Below are 17,148 nucleotides of genomic sequence, written 5' to 3' on the forward strand. Positions count from 1 at the left end.
AATAGATGATGGTGAGATATCGGAACACCCCCGATTGCTGGATGAACACTAAGTGGTGATCTCATCAGGCTCGTAGGCTCGTACGCACGGACGGAAAAGATCTCCGGCGGTTGAAGATTCATTGGATCTCGTCAGCCAACTACTTGGATCAAAAAACATTTTTCATGGGCTTATGGCTCCCACCTGCAAAATGCGGGTCTAAACGGTAAAAATCGGTAGACAATCGGCCTTTACCCCAATATATTTGAGCCATTAAGTAAGTTGTCAAAGGCGCGCCAAGGATTCGCGCCCTCTGTCGCCCTACGGTGCGCCTGGCACTTACCCCCGAAAGCCTATGAGGTAATTAAGCAATGGCTGAGATGGAAGATCGCTGGCTGTCCGTAGGAGATATTTGCACTTACCTCGGCGTAAGCAATGACACCGTCTACAGATGGATTGAAAAACATGATATGCCCGCCCATCGCGTCGGCCGTCTCTGGAAATTCAAGAAACAACAGGTGGATGCATGGGTCGAGGCCGGCGGGGCCGCGGAATCTGGCGATAAGGGTTCTGGCAAATGAAAATTATCGACAACATCAATTCTCTGCTGGGTGATGACCTGAAGGTCTCCATCAATCCCAATGCCAAGTTGAAGATCGCTGCATCGTGCTTTTCGATCTATGCCTATGAAGCCTTGAAGGCAGAACTCTCAAAGATTGATTCGTTGGAATTTATCTTCACAGCACCCACCTTCGTTCCCAATGAGGTCACCGACAAGCTCAAAAAAGAACGGCGAGAATTTTTCATCCCCAAGGCCAACCGCGAACGGAGTCTGTATGGCTCTGAGTTTGAAATCCAGCTGCGCAATAAGCTCAACCAGCGTGCCATCGCACGTGAATGTGCAGAGTGGATGCGCCGTAAAGCCAAGTTCCGTTCAAACAAAACTCGATCTCCAATGCAGCAGTTCGTCTGTGTCCAGGGTGCTGAGCAAGAAATTGCATACATGCCCCTGCATGGTTTTACTGCCGTCGATCTGGGGTATCAGCAAGGGGACGCCGTTTCCAATATTGTTAACCGTGTCGATGAGCCAGCGTTTACATCGACATACCTTCAGCTCTTCGACCAGATCTGGAGCGACCCCGCAAAGCTTGAAGATGTAACCAACGCGATCTGTGATCATGTTGCATCGGTTTATCAGGAAAATTCCCCCGAGCGTATTTATTTCCTGATGCTCTACAATATTTTCAGTGATTTCCTCGACGATATCGACGAAGACGTGCTGCCCAACGACCTCACGGGCTACCAGGATACGTTGGTATGGAACAAACTTTTCAACTTCCAGCATGATGCTGCAATCGGCATTATCAACAAGCTGGAAACCTACAACGGCTGCATCCTGGCCGACAGCGTGGGGCTTGGTAAAACATTCACGGCGCTCGCCGTTGTGAAATATTACGAACTGCGCAACCGTTCGGTGCTTGTTCTGTGCCCCAAGAAGCTCGCCGACAACTGGTTAAACTACAACAGCAACCTGACAACCAATATCTTTGCAAAGGATCGCTTTAATTATGATGTGCTGTGCCACACCGACCTTTCCCGCACCTCGGGTGAGTCGTATGGCATCCCTTTAAATCGAATCAACTGGGGCAATTATGATCTGGTTGTCATCGATGAATCACACAATTTTCGTAACAACGATGCAGTAAAGGATAGAGAGACCCGCTATCAAAAACTGATGAATCAGGTTGTCCGCCAGGGTGTCAAAACCAGGGTGCTCATGTTGTCTGCCACCCCAGTCAACAATCGGTTCAATGATCTGCGCAACCAACTCGCGCTGGCCTACGAAGGCGACTCTGAAAATCTCAGCAAGAAAATGCGCACGGGCAGAACGGTAGAAGAAATATTCCGTCATGCACAGGCGGTATTTAACCATTGGTCGAAACAGCCTCCGGAGCAACGCACCTCAAAATCTATCCTTGAGGCCCTTGATTTCGACTTCTTTGAATTGCTCGATAGTGTCACCATCGCTCGCTCGCGTAAGCATATCCAGACCTTTTACGATACGAGCGACATAGGCCAGTTTCCTGAGCGCCGCAAGCCCCTGTCATTCCATTCGCCACTGACCGGGCGCACGGATGTCATGAACTTCAACGAGATTTTTGAACATCTCTCGCTGCTCAAGCTCGCCGTTTATGCGCCGATCAGCTACATCCTGCCTAGCCGGCTGAAAAATTATGAAGACTTGTACGATACGCAAGTCGAGGGTGGTAAAGGTAAACTCAGGCAGGCTGACCGTGAACGCAGCCTGCAGGCATTGATGACGACCAACCTGCTCAAGCGCCTTGAAAGCTCTGTCGAGGCTTTTCGTCTTACCCTGCAAAGCTTGTTAGACAACCACACTCGTACCTTGAGCAAGATCGATTCATTCAATATTGCAGGTGGCGCAGAGAGTGTTTCTGATTGGACGGATGGTCTGGAAACGCTTGATGCTGAAGACGATGATGCGCTTGGTAACAACGGAGGATTGGGTGATGACGAAATTGGCGGCAAGGTTAAGATTAATCTTGCCGACATGGATCTCCCCTCTTGGGAACATGACCTGAAGGTTGATCTGGAAGTCATCAATGCTTTGTTAGCATCTATGGCAAAGGTCACACCCGATGAAGATGCCAAGCTACAACACCTCAAGGCGCTTATCCTGGACAAGATTGAAAACCCCATCAATGAGGGCAATAAGAAGATCCTGATTTTTACCGCTTTTGCCGATACGGCCAATTACTTGTACAACAACCTGGCCGAAAAAATTTTGGCAACCAAGGGTCTGCACACAGGCAAGGTCACCGGAAAAGATGCACCTCAATCGACGTTGAAGGCTGCAACACAAAGGAAAAACTATGACTTCCAGTCGTTACTGACACTATTTTCGCCGCGCTCAAAAGAGAAGGGCCAAGTGCTGCCTAATGAGCCAGCAGAGCTGGATCTGCTCATTGGTACAGACTGTATCTCCGAAGGCCAGAACCTTCAGGATTGCGACTTCCTGATTAACTACGACATTCACTGGAACCCGGTCCGCATCATCCAGCGCTTTGGTCGTATCGACCGCATTGGCTCCATCAACAAAACTATCCAGCTGGTCAACTACTGGCCTGATATTTCCCTTGATGAATACATCAATCTCAAGGAGCGGGTCGAAAACCGGATGGTCATTGCCGACGTGACAGCTACTGGTGACGACAACGTACTTACCGCAAAAAGTAGCGAGGTCTCGTACCGAAAAGAACAACTCAGGCGTCTGCAAGATGAAGTAATCGAACTGGAAGATCTGAAAACCGGTGTATCCATCACCGACCTTGGCCTGAACGACTTCCGCATGGACCTGCTGAACTATGTCAAAACCAATCGCGATCTCGCCAACGTACCTAATGGCATGCATGCCGTTGTCCCGGCCAAACCCGAAGTGGGACTGCATCCCGGTGTCATCTTTGCACTCCGCAACCTCAACCACGGCATCAACATCAACCAGCAGAACAGACTGCATCCCTACTACCTGATCTATATCGCCGGCGATGGGCAGGTCATTGCCAATCACACCGAGGTCAAATCACTGCTCGACCTGGTGCGCTCCAGTTGCAAGGGGCAGTCGGAACCCATTCAAACGGTCTGTCGCTTGTTCAATCAGCTGACTGACGAAGGCCGTGACATGAAAGCCTGCTCCGACCTGCTAAGCACCGCCATTCGCTCGATGATCGACGTCAAGGAGGAAAAGGACCTCGACAGCCTGTTCTCCGGGGGTAAGACCACGGCGCTGGTGAACACCATCGCAGGACTCGATGACTTCGAACTCGTCGCCTTTCTTGTTGTTCAAGAAAGTGGGCAGGAGGAAGAATGACAGCTGTGCTCTTCGACTATCCAAAGAGCGCCGCCTTCGGACGCGTACTGCCCAAGAATAAAGTCTATGAGCATGCAAGCCCGAGCACTGCCGTCAAAAATCTGTTTGTCCGCCAAGTTGAGCAGATCGTCTGGCAGTTCAAGCTTGCTCCCGAGACGGTCAATTTGAAGCCATCGCGGGCAGTGCCCGAGATTCAGATTTTCCGCATCGTTCTCAAAACGGGTGAGCTGAAATACGACGTACTGCATTGCATTGATCAGGCAATCCCGTTTCCGATCTTCTTCGAGCTTCGGTATGAGGGAAAGACCCGGGTCATCGCGGCCTTCAAGCGCCCCAGCGATGCGGACGGCTCTAAATGGGTTGTGAGCGACTACTTTGAAAGTACCTGGCTGCAGAGCGAGACGCCTCGAACCGCCTTGCCGGTAGTGTTTGATCTTGAAGCCGTGTACGCGCGCTTGCTGGCGCCCTTGTTGCCTTTTCCGGCTCATCCAGGTGAAGGCTTGCAAGCCTGTGTGGAAAGAATGGAGCAAATACGTTCCAGACAGCGTGAACTGGACAAATGCGAGGCTCGCCTGCGCAAAGAAAAACAATTCAATCGCAAAGTGGCGATCAACGCCGAGCTTCGCACCTTAAAACAAGAAATTAAAACGCTGACCCGGCCCATTTCTGTAAGTGGGTCGGCAGTCACACCGTAAAGGACGATCATGATGGAAAAGATGAAATTACACTCGCCGAACCTGACCCAGGAAAACATTGCGCGCATACGCGAGCTGTTTCCAAGCTGTGTGACTGAAGCCCAGGGCGAAGAAGGCCAACTGAAACTGGCAGTGGACTTTGATCAGTTGCGGCAGGAATTGTCCGAATCCATCGTGGAAGGTCCGCAGGAACGCTACCACCTCAACTGGCCTGGCAAGCGGGAGGCACTGCTGACTGCCAATGCACCCATCGCAAAGACATTGCGCCCCTGCCGTGAAGAGAGTGTGGACTTTGATACCACCAAGAATTTGTTTATCGAAGGCGATAACCTGGAGGCGCTGAAACTGCTTCAGGAGACCTACCTCGGCAAGGTCAAGATGATCTACATCGACCCGCCGTACAACACGGGTAACGACTTCATCTATGAAGATGATTTTGCCGAGAACGCAGAGGAATTCCTGAAAAGGTCGAACCAGAAGGATGAAAAAGGCAATCGGCTGATAACTAATACTGAGGCCAATGGAAGATTTCATTCAGACTGGATGAGTATGCTCTATTCAAGATTGAAATTAGCTCGCAACCTTCTAAGGGATGACGGGGTAATCATTATTTCAATCGACGATGGTGAATACCAAAACCTAAGGAAGATGTGTGATGAAATATTTGGAGAAGATAACTTTATTGATAATGTGATATGGAAAAAGCGATATGGTGGAGGCGCTAAGGAGAAATTTTTAGTTAGCCTTCATGAATATGCACTTGTATTTGCCAAAAATATTGGCTGTCTTGACAATTTTTACATCCCATTAACCGAAGACTCTATCAAGCGATATTATACCCAGAGAGATGATAATTTCGACAAGAGAGGCCCATACAGAACTCACCCGCTGGAAGCAACAAAAAGCATGGGGGAAAGAAAAAATCTCGTTTTCCCTATACCCGGTCCAGATGGAGAAGATATTCTTCCTCAAAGGCAATGGCTTTGGTCAAAAGAAAGAGCCTACGAAGCTCTTGCAAAAGGAGAGCTTGAATTTGTAACGGGGCGTGACGGCAAGGTAACCGTACACACAAAACAGTACCTGAAAGACGAAAATGGAAGTATTAGGCAAGGGAAGCCTTTTTCAATTATTGATGATATTTATACACAGCATGGAACAAACGAGATAATCGATCTTTTTGGCAACGCTCAGACATTTTCATTTCCTAAGCCTTCAGCGTTCGTAAAGCGACTTATCGATGTAGGAACAAGGGGCAAAGGTGAAGAAGTTGTTCTAGATTTTTTTGCCGGTTCTTCTTCTACAGCCCATGCTGTCTTTTCTGCCAACTCTATTGATTGGGGTAACCGCCATTTCATCATGGTGCAGCTCCCCGAACCATGCGACGAAAAGTCTGAGGCGTTCAAGGCAGGCTATAAAACCATTACGGAGATCAGCAAAGAGCGTATCCGGCGCGCTGGCAAGAAAATCAAGGATGAATTAGGAAGGATGAAGGATGATAAAGAAGCAAAGGGAGGTACATTGTTTTCAGATCCCGAAAATTCATCCCTCATCCCTCATCCCTCATCCTTCAGCCCTGGATGTCGGCTTCCGTGTCCTCAAGATCGACTCATCCAACATGGCCGATGTCTATTACACACCGGATGCCATCGACCAGACCCAGGTCGATGCCTTTGTCGACAACATCAAATCGGACCGCAGTCCTGAAGACCTGCTCTTCCAGGTGCTGCTAGATTGGGGCGTTGATCTGTCGCTGCCTATCCACAAAGAAACCCTCCAGGGAAAACCAGTGTTCTTTGTCGATGAAAACGCGCTGGTGGCCTGCTTCGATACCGGCGTAAATGAAGAGCTGGTCAAGCAATTGGCCGCGCTTGAACCTCTGCGTGTCGTCTTCCGTGACAACGGCTTTGTGTCCGATGCCGTCAAGATCAACGTCGAGCAGATATTCAAACAGATGTCTCCGGGCACCGACGTGAAGTCGATATAAGGGGTTCTTGGTATGAAGCTGAAGTTCAAAGTCCAGCCCTATCAGACCAGCGCGGTTGAGTCCGTCGTCGATTGCTTTTCTGGGCAGGTCAATACCTCTGGCATTGCATATCGGATTGATCCGGGTCGGGTCGTCAAGGGAAACACTATCGGCAGTACAGTAGTAACCGATACGGGTTTTAAAAATTCCGATATCCAACTGACCGATACTCAACTCATCGAAAATATCCATGCCGTCCAGAGACGGCAGAATCTTCCGCTGTCAGACACGCTGGTGACCAGCGCAGGGTGCAAGGTTAACCTCGATATCGAAATGGAAACCGGCACCGGCAAGACCTACTGCTACATCAAGAGCATCTTTGAGATGAACAAGCGCTACGGTTGGAGCAAGTTCATCGTCGTGGTGCCCAGCATCGCCATCCGTGAAGGGGTATTCAAATCCCTGGATATTACCGCTGAACATTTCACCGAAAGCTACGGCAAGAAGGTCCGATGTTTTATCTACAACTCCAGGCAGTTACACCACCTGGAGAGCTTTTCATCGGATGCGGGCATCAACGTCATGGTCATCAACATCCAGGCCTTCAATGCCACGGGCAAGGATAACCGGCGCATCTATGATGAACTGGACGACTTCCAGTCGCGCCGACCCATCGATGTCATCAGCAGCAACCGGCCCATCGTGATTCTGGACGAACCACAGAAAATGGAAGGCACAAAGACATTGGATGCGCTTTCCAAGTTCAAGCCGTTGATGATCCTGCGCTACTCGGCCACACATCGCACCACTCACAACAAGATCCAACGTCTCGATGCCCTGGACGCCTATAACCAGAAGCTGGTGAAGAAGATTGCGGTACGCGGCATCGCCGTGAAAGGCCTGGCCGGAACCAATGCCTACCTCTATCTGGAATCCATCGAGATTTCCAAAAAAGCCCCGGTCGCCCGCATTGAGATGGAAGTGCGCCAGGGCAACGGCATCAAGCGTATCGTGAAGCGTCTGGAGAAAGGCAAGGACCTGTTTGTCGAGTCAAACGAACTCGACCAGTATCGCGGTTTTACCATCGCCCAGATCGACGCCAACAACGACACAGTTGAGTTTACCAATGGTCAGGCGTTGACGGCCGGGGATGCAACCGGTGATGTGACCGAAGCGACAATGCGGAGAATCCAGATCCGCGAAGCCATCAGGGCGCATCTGGAAAAGGAGCAGCGGCTCTTTGCACAGGGTATCAAAGTCCTCTCGCTTTTCTTTATCGACGAAGTGGTCAAGTACCGGGACTACAGTCAGCCCGATGAGCAAGGTGAGTATGGCCGAATCTTTGAAGAGGAATACGAGCAGCTCAAGGACGAGTACCTGGGCGAGTTGGCGCTCGACAACGAGCACTACCGTAAGTATCTGGCCGACATACGCGTTGGGCGCACGCACAACGGTTACTTCGCGATTGACAAAAAAACAAAGAAGCTCACCGATCCAAGTTTTAAGACGCGTGGTGAAGAGGCGGGACTGTCGGATGATGTCGATGCCTACGATTTGATTCTGAAAGACAAGGAACGGCTACTTTCCTTCGAGGAGCCTGTCCGCTTTATCTTCTCGCATTCGGCCCTGCGCGAAGGCTGGGACAATCCCAACGTTTTCGTTATGTGCATGCTCAAGCACAGTGACAACACGATTTCACGCCGTCAGGAGGTAGGTCGTGGGCTGCGATTGTCCGTTAATCAGCAGGGTGACCGTATGGACCACGCGGCCACGGTGCATGACATAAATGTGTTGACCGTCGTCGCGAGCGAGAGCTACAAGGATTTTGTGGCGAACTTGCAACGCGAGATCAGTGACGCTCTATCGGCACGACCGCGAAAGGCCGATGAGGTCTATTTCACTGGTAAGGTTATCTCGACTGAAACCGGGCCGCTGGAAATTACCGCAGGTCTAGCCAAGCAAATCTACAAATATCTGCTGAAAAACGATTACACAGACGACGCGGACCAGGTGGCCGAAGCCTATCATGCTGCGAAAACCAGCGGCAGTCTGGCCGCTTTACCACCCGAACTTGCGCCGCATGCCGAGCATATCTTCAGGCTGATCGACAGCGTATTCAGCGAATCCCAGTTGCCCGATGTGGGTGACGATCGCAAGCCCAAGACCAATCCGCTGAACGCAAACTTCGAGAAGAGGGAGTTTAAGGAACTCTGGAACCGTATAAACCGGAAAGCGGTTTATCGTGTGGAGTTCGATTCTAATGAGCTCATCCGTAACAGCATTGGGGCAATGGACAATGAACTGAGGGTGACGCCCTTGCAATACACCATTCAGGGCGGTGAGCAAGTCGGACAAGTAACACATGATCAGGTTAAGGCAGGGCAAGGATTTGAGGTTCGTGAAACCGTTACGGAAGAGCACAAAGCTTCGATTCATTCCTCAGTCAATTACGATCTTCTAGGCAAGCTTGCAGAGAGCACGCAGCTAACCCGCCGAACCATAGCCGAAATGCTGAGTGGCATTCAACCGACCGTATTTAAGCAGTTCAAGCAGAACCCTGAACATTTTCTGGCAGAGGCCACTCGCCTGATCAACGAGCAAAAGGCGACCATCATCATCGAGCGACTGTCCTATGACGGTATCGCAGAGACTCACGATATCGACATCTTCACTGCTGGGCAGAGTAGTCAGGATTTTACCAAAGCCAGCGAAAAGCTCAGGAGCCATATTTACGACTATGTAATTACCGATTCCAAGGTCGAGCGTGAGTTTGTCAAAGAGTTGGATACCAGCGCCGAAGTAGTGGTGTACGCAAAGCTGCCCCGCGGATTTTTGATTCCGACTCCCGTCGGCGACTACAACCCGGATTGGGCCATTTCCTTCAAGGAAGGTTCCGTCAAGCACATCTACTTCGTGGCCGAAACCAAAGGCTCCATGTCCACCATGGAGCTACGCGCCATCGAGCATACAAAAATTGAATGTGCCCGCAAATTCTTCACTGAGATCAACCGCAAGATTGATCCCGAACACGTGAGGTATGACGTGGTAACCAGCTATGGGAAATTGATGGAGATTGTAGGCATGGGAGCGACTACGACTTGATGGAGTCTTTGGCATTAAATTCCAAGCAGTCCTCCAAGCGGACTAAGTGTCTCCAAATCACTGCGACTCAACTCTTGGTGAGCGCCGTGCGATCAGACAGCATCGTTGCAGACTTTGCGTCACTCTAGCGGCAGGAATCTGAGGAGAAAAAATGATGATTCAGCTTAACGTCAATCTCAAAAACTGCTACGGCATCCAGTCGATGGAGCATGTATTTGATTTCGGCATTGGTTCTAATACAGCCAAACCTAAGACCAAAGCCTATGCAGTCTACGCACCAAATGGACTGATGAAGTCTTCTTTCGCCAAGACCTTTGATGTTCTATCAAAAGATGAATCGCCAAAAGAGGAGCGTTACAACCGCCCTTCAACGTGCGTGGTCGAATCGGACGGAGTCGCCATTCCAAGGGAGACAATTTATGTCCTCAAAGCAGAAATTGACATCAGTGCAGACAGTCCGGCCATCACTGATATCCTTGTCAACCCAGAGAACAAGGCAAAATATGATGAGCTGCTCGTCAGCCTTGATAAGTTGAAAAGCAAGCTATTCAATGCACTTCAGAAAGCATCAAAAATCAAGAAGGACGACATCGAACGAACAATCCTGAAAGATTGGAGTGAAACGGATTTTCCTACTTGCCTTGGCAAAATAAAAGCTATGGTTAGCGAAGATGATTTAACACCTTATGAATACGCAACTATTTTCGATCCTAAAGCGACCGACGTTTTGAAGAGTGAGGAATTCGTAACCAACGCCACCGAGTTCAACGAACGCTACCAAGATCTTTTTAACCAAGCTGGGACGATTTATCAGAAAGGTGTATTCAACCCAACAAAGGCTGAAACATCCTTCTCGACCCTGAACAAGCAGGGGTTTTTTGCGGGCGGTCATCGCATTCACTTGAGAGGGGAGGCTTCATCAATTGACAAAGCGGAGCTGGATAAAAAATTGCAAGAAATCCACGCAAGCATAGATGGTGACGATGCGCTAAAGAAACTTCGCACCAGTCTTGCAAAAAATGCGCAGACTCAGGCTTTGACAGACTTGATAGAACGCCTTTCTCCGAGTGAAATCGAGTTTTTCCTTGAAAAAATGAAGCCGGAAAATCATGCGCAGTTCCGCAAGGAGCTGTGGGTTTATTATGTGCAAAATAGCGCAGATACTACGCTTTATCTGGATTCATACACCGCAAGCAAAGACGAAATCGAGAGCATTGAAGCTGCCGCTGCACAGGCCGCCCCAAGATGGGTGGAGACGGTCAGGCTTTTCAACGACCGTTTCGTGGATATGCCATTTACACTTTCTGTGGCCAATCAGACTCAAGCCGCTCTTGGCAAGGAAAATGCGCGACTCAAATTCACGTGCAATGACGGAGCTGATACGGTCGAATGGTCACGCGCTGAAATAAGAACCTTGAGCCAAGGCGAAAAAAGAGCGCTTTACCTTCTTAACTTTATTTTTGAGGTCGAAGCCCGCAAGCTCGCCAACCAGGAAACACTTTTCATTATTGATGATGTTGCTGACTCCTTTGACTACAAAAACAAGCATGCCATCGTTCAATATCTAGATGATTTGAGTAAAACGGAGTTTTTTTACCAGATCATACTAACCCATAATTTTGATTTTTTTAGAACTCTATGCTTGGCTTTCGTTCCCTATGATAGATGCCTCATGGCAAATCGTGGAAGTGGCTCTATAGGGCTTGCCAAAGCGGAGGGTATTAAAAACTACTTCATCGGAAAGTGGAAAGACAACGTAGCTGATAATGACTGTATTCTCTGCGCCACCATTCCTTTTACGAGAAATCTAATCGAATACACTAAGGGCGAGCAAGATCCTCATTACCTGAAGCTCACCAGCCTTCTTCATTGGAAGGATAATACAGAGCAAGTCACTGTTGGTGATTATCTGGACATATACAATCGTCTTTTTGGCACAACGCACGACACCTGTAATACGCAGTCGGTAAAAGATCTTCTCTTCACGAAAGCCGGGGAAATATGTGTCCGTAATGCCCACGACGGCTTGAATCTGGAGGATAAAGTTTTACTTTCCATGGCGATACGTCTGCAGGCTGAGATCTTTGTGACCAAGGAATTGCGTGTGCTGAAAAACGACGCAACCTACTGGTGCCAAGCCAATAATCAGTTCGGTTCTCTTATGAAGGAGTACGCATCATTGGCGCCAGCTGCACCGGAAAGGCGAACTTTGGAGAAGGTGAGCATTACTGTTAGCTCTAACATTCATCTCAATTCATTCATGTACGAACCGATTCTGGATTTGACAGTGGATCATCTTGTTAACCTTTATCAAGAAGTGCGTGATCTGCATGTATGAATACAGGTGATAGCTTATAAATATTCTCCGCACTTCTGAAAGACAACTGGAAAGATCTTGATGAAAAATGAATCATTATTTCGCTTTGTTCACGCAGCAGACATCCATCTCGACAGTGCTCTGCACGGATTAGAACGATACGTGGGGGCCCCTGTAGAGGAAATCCGCAGTGCCACGCGCCGTGCCTTCGACAACTTGATTGAGCTGGCGATTGATGAGCAGGTGGCATTCGTGTTACTGGTCGGGGATCTGTATGACGGGGACTGGAAAGACTACAACACCGGGCTCTATTTTGTTGAGCGCATGGGAAGGCTACGCGACGCCAGTATCCGTGTCTTTATCGTGGCTGGCAACCATGACGCAGCCAGCCAGATTACAAAGCACCTTCGCTTGCCGGACAACGTTACTCTATTTTCAACTAGGAAGCCTGAACGGGTTGTCCTGGACGACCTGGGTGTGAGCATTTGCGGACAGGGTTTCGCAACAAGGGCAGTCACGGACGATATTTCACAAGGCTACCCGCAGGGTGATCCACAACTCCTGAATATCGGCTTGCTGCATACCTGCCTTGACGGTAAGCCAGGCCATGAGCCCTATGCGCCCTGTACGGTTGATGGGCTGCGCTCTAAAGGATACCAGTACTGGGCGTTGGGCCATGTTCATAAACGCGAAGAGGTGAGCAGGGACCCATGGATTGTATTTCCAGGCAATATCCAGGGAAGACATATTCGTGAGATAGGGCCAAAGGGCTGTACTTTGGTCACGGTGGATGGTGGAGAGATTGTGGCGGTAGAACACCGCGACCTTGATGTAATGCGTTGGTCTATTTGCGAGCTTGATGTCTCTGCTACAGAGACGGTCGATGACATCTATGAGCAAGTGCGAGAGGGGCTGCAGTTGGCATTGGATGCCGCTGAGGGGCGGCCAGTGGCTGTGCGCCTGGTTCTGCACGGGGATTGCTCTGCACACGTTAAGTTGCATACTGATCGTGAACGCTGGATCCAGGAATATCGAGCCTTGGCAACCGGACTCGGCGGTGCCGGTATCTGGTTAGAGAAGATTTCCATCAAGACGAAGCCCGCCATTTCTACGGATGAAGTTCTTGAGCGTGATGATGCATTGAGTGGCCTGCTGCGTGCCATCCACGACATGGAACTGGACTCCTCGGTTCTGGACGAACTGGCAGATGAAATGTCCGTGCTTCGTCAGAAACTCCCCACGGAACTGCTGGCTGGCGATGACCCCTTTGATCCAGCTAATCCGGAATTCCTCAAAGAGACGTTGGCGGATATCAAGGAGCTTCTCGTCAATCGCTTGCTGTCCACGGAAAATAGGTCATGAGGATTCAGACAGTGAATCTGACAGCATTCGGGCCTTTTACTGAGCGGGAGCTGGTGTTTGACGAGGTGGGGTTACATATCGTCTATGGCCCTAACGAGGCGGGAAAGAGCTCGGCTCTGCGCGGTTTAAAAGCTCTGCTTTATGGTATTGATGAGCGTACGCTTGATAACTTCATTCACGCCAATGATAAGCTCCGTATCCACGGCCATTTACGGAATAATGATGATCGTGAGCTCACTTTCGGCCGACGCAAAGGCCGGAAAAATACCTTGTTGTCTCCCGATGGTGAAGCGCTTGATGAACAGGCACTGGCGCCTTTTCTCCAGGGCGTCACACCGGAACTCTTCGAATCGCTTTTCGGGATTGATCATCAGGCATTGGTGCAGGGAGGGAATGAGATCCTTGAGCAGAAAGGAGAGGTCGGTCAGGCACTGTTCTCCGCGTCGCTTGGTAGTCACGCACTGCACGCCGTACTTGGAGAATTGGATGATTCGGCGAAAAATCTTTTTCTTCCCGCAGGTTCAAAGCCGATCATTAACTCAGCCATTCGAACACATACGGATCTGAGGGCTGAGATTAGAAAGTGCTCGCTCTCGTCCAGAGAGTGGGATGAGCATCGTCGTGCATTGGGACGTACAGAGGAAGAGCTGAAGAGAATTCAGGCTGAACTGGCAGACAACCGGACAGAGATCAATCGTTTACAGCGTATCCAGCGCGTTTTACCGAAACTCTCAAGGCGACGTGAGCTTTTTCAGGAGCTGGAATTGCTGGGCGAAGTTGTCGTCCTTCACGATGACTTTTCTGGACGTCGTCGGACGGCAGTCAATGCGTTGGAGACAGCTCAAGCCATCGTGGGCAAGGCAACTCCTCGCCTCGAAGGATTACAACAGCAATTTGCAGGGTTATCCACCAATCAGGCATTGCTGGAACAGGCAGAGAATATTGAAGATCTTCATGCGCGCTTGGGTGGTCATCGAAAAGCACAGCAAGACCGACCGCATCTTGAAGCAGAAACCAAGCAGTTATTGGCGGATGCTGAGTCAATACTCAAAGAGAATCGCCCTGATCTCGAACTCAAGGACATTGAGCAATTACGTCCCGTAGTGGCAAAACGGCAGCCTATTGCCAGTTTGGGCAATAAAGAAGCCGTCCTGAATGCTCGGGCAGAACAGGCCGAGATCAGTCTGCGCGAGACAGAAAGGCGCCTGCAGGCCGCCCGCAAGGAACGTGACGAAATCGCCGAATCAGGTTCTACGGATACATTGCACCGGGCAGTAACCGCCGCAAGAAAACAAGGGGAGTTAGACGCATCGATCCAGTCCACTCAGAGTCAACTCGCAGGCCAGCAAGCAGAATGTGTTGCCGACCTTTCAAGACTCACGCTTTGGCAAGGTGAGTTGGATGAAATGGCTCGCTTGGCGTTACCCAACCGGGAAAGCATCCATCAATTTGAAGAGCGCTACGCTGATCTCTCAAAACGTATTCAACGGCTTGAAGAAAAAAAGGACGAGCTAATCGATGCTTTGCAGGATACATCGCAGAGGCTCGATGAAATCGAGCGAGTCGGAGAGGTGCCGACGGAGGTTGCTCTCAAACAAGCTCGATCAGAACGAGATACGGTCTGGCAGTTGCTGCGTCGCCAGTGGATAGGTAGTGAAGACGTATCAGTCGAAGCGAGTGAATACCAGAGTGAAGGCACATTGCCTGATGCCTTCGAAAATCGCCTTGCAAGCGCCGATGAGGTCTCTGATCGGCTGCGCCGTGAAGCAGACCGGGTTCATGCACTGGCAAGCCTTCAGGCCAAGCAGGAGGGAGGGCAACAGCAAGCTCAGAAGTTAGCCGAGCAGCTTGAGGCAACAGGCGCTGAAAAAGCTCAACTGGATTCGGATTGGCAGGAATTGTGGGCACCCTGTGAAATTGATCCACGCACTCCGCGAGAGATGAGAGCCTGGCTGGATGCCTTTGAAAAACTTCGTGATCAGGTGGTGCAGCTTAACCTGTTGCGCCAAAAAGCGACTGAGCTTGAGCAGAATCGTAGCATGCACCTCCAGAGACTTAATGCACAACTGATACAACTGGAAAGCGCGGCGTCTACATCAAACGAGCTTGAAATCGTACTCCTGGAATGCGAGGCGTTAGCCGGTCAGCTTGATGAAGCCAAACGCAAACGGGATTCATTGAGTAAGGAAGTTAAGGATCGGAAATCTGACGTTGAATCATTGAATGAAGAGCATCGATTGGCAACAGAGGTACTCGAAGCATGGAAGGCACAGTGGGCAGCGCAGATGCAGAGTATTGGTTTGCGAAGCGAGACATCACCATCGGAGGTTGATGATTTCTTTGAAAATCTCAGAGCATTGTTTTCGAAGCTGGGGGAAGTGGAGAAATTGCGGATAAGGATCAGTGCCATCGACGATGATGCAGCCGCATTCCGAGCCCAGGTGGAGGCTATAGTAGCCACTATTGCCCCCGAAATGGGTGAGTTGCCAGCCGATGATGCGGTTGTGCGCCTCAACGCACTACTCTCTGAAAACCGATCAAGGCAGACAAAGCGGCAACAGATTGAAGAACAGATCGAACAGGCAACGCAGGAGATACAGGATTCGAACGCCTCCATAAAGACCATGACGGATCGTCTGGATACATTATGTGTGGAAGCAAAATGTGAGAGCCACGATCAACTTGAGGAGGCGGAACGCCGTTCGGCAGATTATCTTCGCATCAAGGCGGCAATTGATTCGATAGAGCAGGAGATCCTAGATGCCGGTGAGGGCAGTACCATTGCGGAGTTGGAAGCTCAAGCGGAGGGCATCGATCCGGATAGTTTGCCGGGACGAATCACAGAATTGAACAATAAGATTGAGGATCAACTCGAACCCAAACGCACTGAGCTCGCATCGGCAAAGGGGCGTGAAGAAAAGGAACTGGAACTTATGGATGGCAGTGATCAGGCAGCCACGCTCGCCGATCAGGCCCAGGCCACGCTTGCAGGTATTCGCTCAGACGCTGAGCGCTATATTCAGGTGAAGTTGGCTGGCAAGATATTGCGTGATCAGATTGAGCGTTATCGCCAGGAGAACCAAGGACCGCTGGTCAAGCGCGCCAGCGAACATTTCTCAGCACTGACAATTGGTTCGTTCGATGGCCTCATGACTGATTTCAATGAAAGAGATGAACCTATCCTTGCTGGCATTCGTCCAGGGGGAGAGCGTGTGACTGTGGAAGGCATGAGCTCAGGGACGCGGGACCAGCTCTACCTGGCGTTGCGTCTCGCGTCTTTAGAGAAGTACATGGAATCGTCCGAACCGATGCCTTTCATTGTGGATGACATACTTGTGGACTTTGATGACGCTCGTTCACAAGCCGCATTGCATGCACTCGCTGAATTATCTGAGAGGACACAAGTCATTCTGTTTACGCATCATTCGCGGGTTGTTGAGCAGTCGAAGAAAGTGAACGGGTCAGTCCAGGTACAAGAATTGTAGAGAGAGAAGACGGCAGATTTCATATGGCAGCTCAAAAAAGCTATAACTGGACCTTCCCCGCACGCTTCCGCGCAGACGTCTACAGCTGGAAATCCTCCAGATTGGCTTGCCAGCGACTTCGCGAAGCCGTTTTCGAAATAAAGAAGGTGGCGAAGAAAGAACCTGATCTGGCTGCAGAAGGTGCCGTTCGCCTGATCGAAAGGCTCTGGCCTGCGCTGGAGCATGTGGACAGCTCCAGCGGCGCCCTGGGTTCTGCAGTGAACAAAGCACCCGACCAACTGCTTCCCCCCTCTGTCAGGATAGATGTCGTGTCCATTTTGCACTCTAAATCTCAAGGAGGGGGCGGTCAGTGAGAC

General features: G+C 50.2%; 10 protein-coding genes. All 10 read left to right on the forward strand.

Annotation, left to right across the window (positions count from 1 at the left end; all coding sequences use genetic code 11):
* The first annotated feature begins 350 nt into the window (after positions 1–350).
* The 10 genes from Q6D67_RS16405 (at position 351) to Q6D67_RS16450 (ending at position 17,145) form a co-directional block, all read left to right on the forward strand.
* Positions 351–560: a helix-turn-helix domain-containing protein gene (locus Q6D67_RS16405; protein ID WP_304706751.1), complete on the forward strand. Its 210-nt coding sequence runs from the start codon at positions 351–353 to the stop codon at positions 558–560.
* Positions 557–3,868: an SNF2-related protein gene (locus tag Q6D67_RS16410; RefSeq protein WP_304706752.1), complete on the forward strand. Its 3,312-nt coding sequence runs from the start codon at positions 557–559 to the stop codon at positions 3,866–3,868. The genes Q6D67_RS16405 and Q6D67_RS16410 overlap by 4 nt, the downstream gene beginning before the upstream one ends.
* Positions 3,865–4,563, forward strand: a complete 699-nt coding sequence (locus tag Q6D67_RS16415; RefSeq protein ID WP_304706753.1) for a DUF4391 domain-containing protein — start codon at positions 3,865–3,867, stop codon at positions 4,561–4,563. The genes Q6D67_RS16410 and Q6D67_RS16415 overlap by 4 nt, the downstream gene beginning before the upstream one ends.
* Before the next feature lie 9 nt (positions 4,564–4,572).
* Positions 4,573–6,267: a site-specific DNA-methyltransferase gene (locus Q6D67_RS16420; protein WP_304706754.1), complete on the forward strand. Its 1,695-nt coding sequence runs from the start codon at positions 4,573–4,575 to the stop codon at positions 6,265–6,267.
* A complete protein-coding gene (locus Q6D67_RS16425) occupies positions 6,179–6,547 on the forward strand; it encodes a hypothetical protein (RefSeq protein WP_304706755.1) in 369 nt (122 codons plus the stop codon). The genes Q6D67_RS16420 and Q6D67_RS16425 overlap by 89 nt, the downstream gene beginning before the upstream one ends.
* A 12-nt stretch (positions 6,548–6,559) precedes the next feature.
* Positions 6,560–9,628 carry a type III restriction-modification system endonuclease gene (locus tag Q6D67_RS16430; RefSeq protein ID WP_304706756.1) on the forward strand — a complete coding sequence of 1,023 codons (3,069 nt, stop codon included), beginning with the start codon at positions 6,560–6,562 and terminating at the stop codon, positions 9,626–9,628.
* A 151-nt stretch (positions 9,629–9,779) separates the two neighbouring features.
* Positions 9,780–11,966 (forward strand): AAA family ATPase, encoded by a 2,187-nt coding sequence (locus Q6D67_RS16435; RefSeq protein WP_304706757.1) that lies wholly within the window; start codon positions 9,780–9,782, stop codon positions 11,964–11,966.
* Between the two features lie 60 nt (positions 11,967–12,026).
* Entirely contained in the window at positions 12,027–13,307 is a 1,281-nt protein-coding gene (locus Q6D67_RS16440; RefSeq protein ID WP_304706758.1) for a DNA repair exonuclease, read from the forward strand.
* Between the two features lie 11 nt (positions 13,308–13,318).
* A complete protein-coding gene (locus Q6D67_RS16445; RefSeq protein ID WP_304706759.1) occupies positions 13,319–16,792 on the forward strand; it encodes a YhaN family protein in 3,474 nt (1,157 codons plus the stop codon).
* Positions 16,793–16,815: 23 nt separating this feature from the next.
* Entirely contained in the window at positions 16,816–17,145 is a 330-nt protein-coding gene (locus Q6D67_RS16450) for a hypothetical protein (protein WP_304706760.1), read from the forward strand.
* The last annotated feature ends 3 nt before the right edge of the window (positions 17,146–17,148 follow it).

The organism is Haliea sp. E1-2-M8, from assembly GCF_030649675.1.
Lineage (GTDB): Bacteria > Pseudomonadota > Gammaproteobacteria > Pseudomonadales > Halieaceae > Haliea.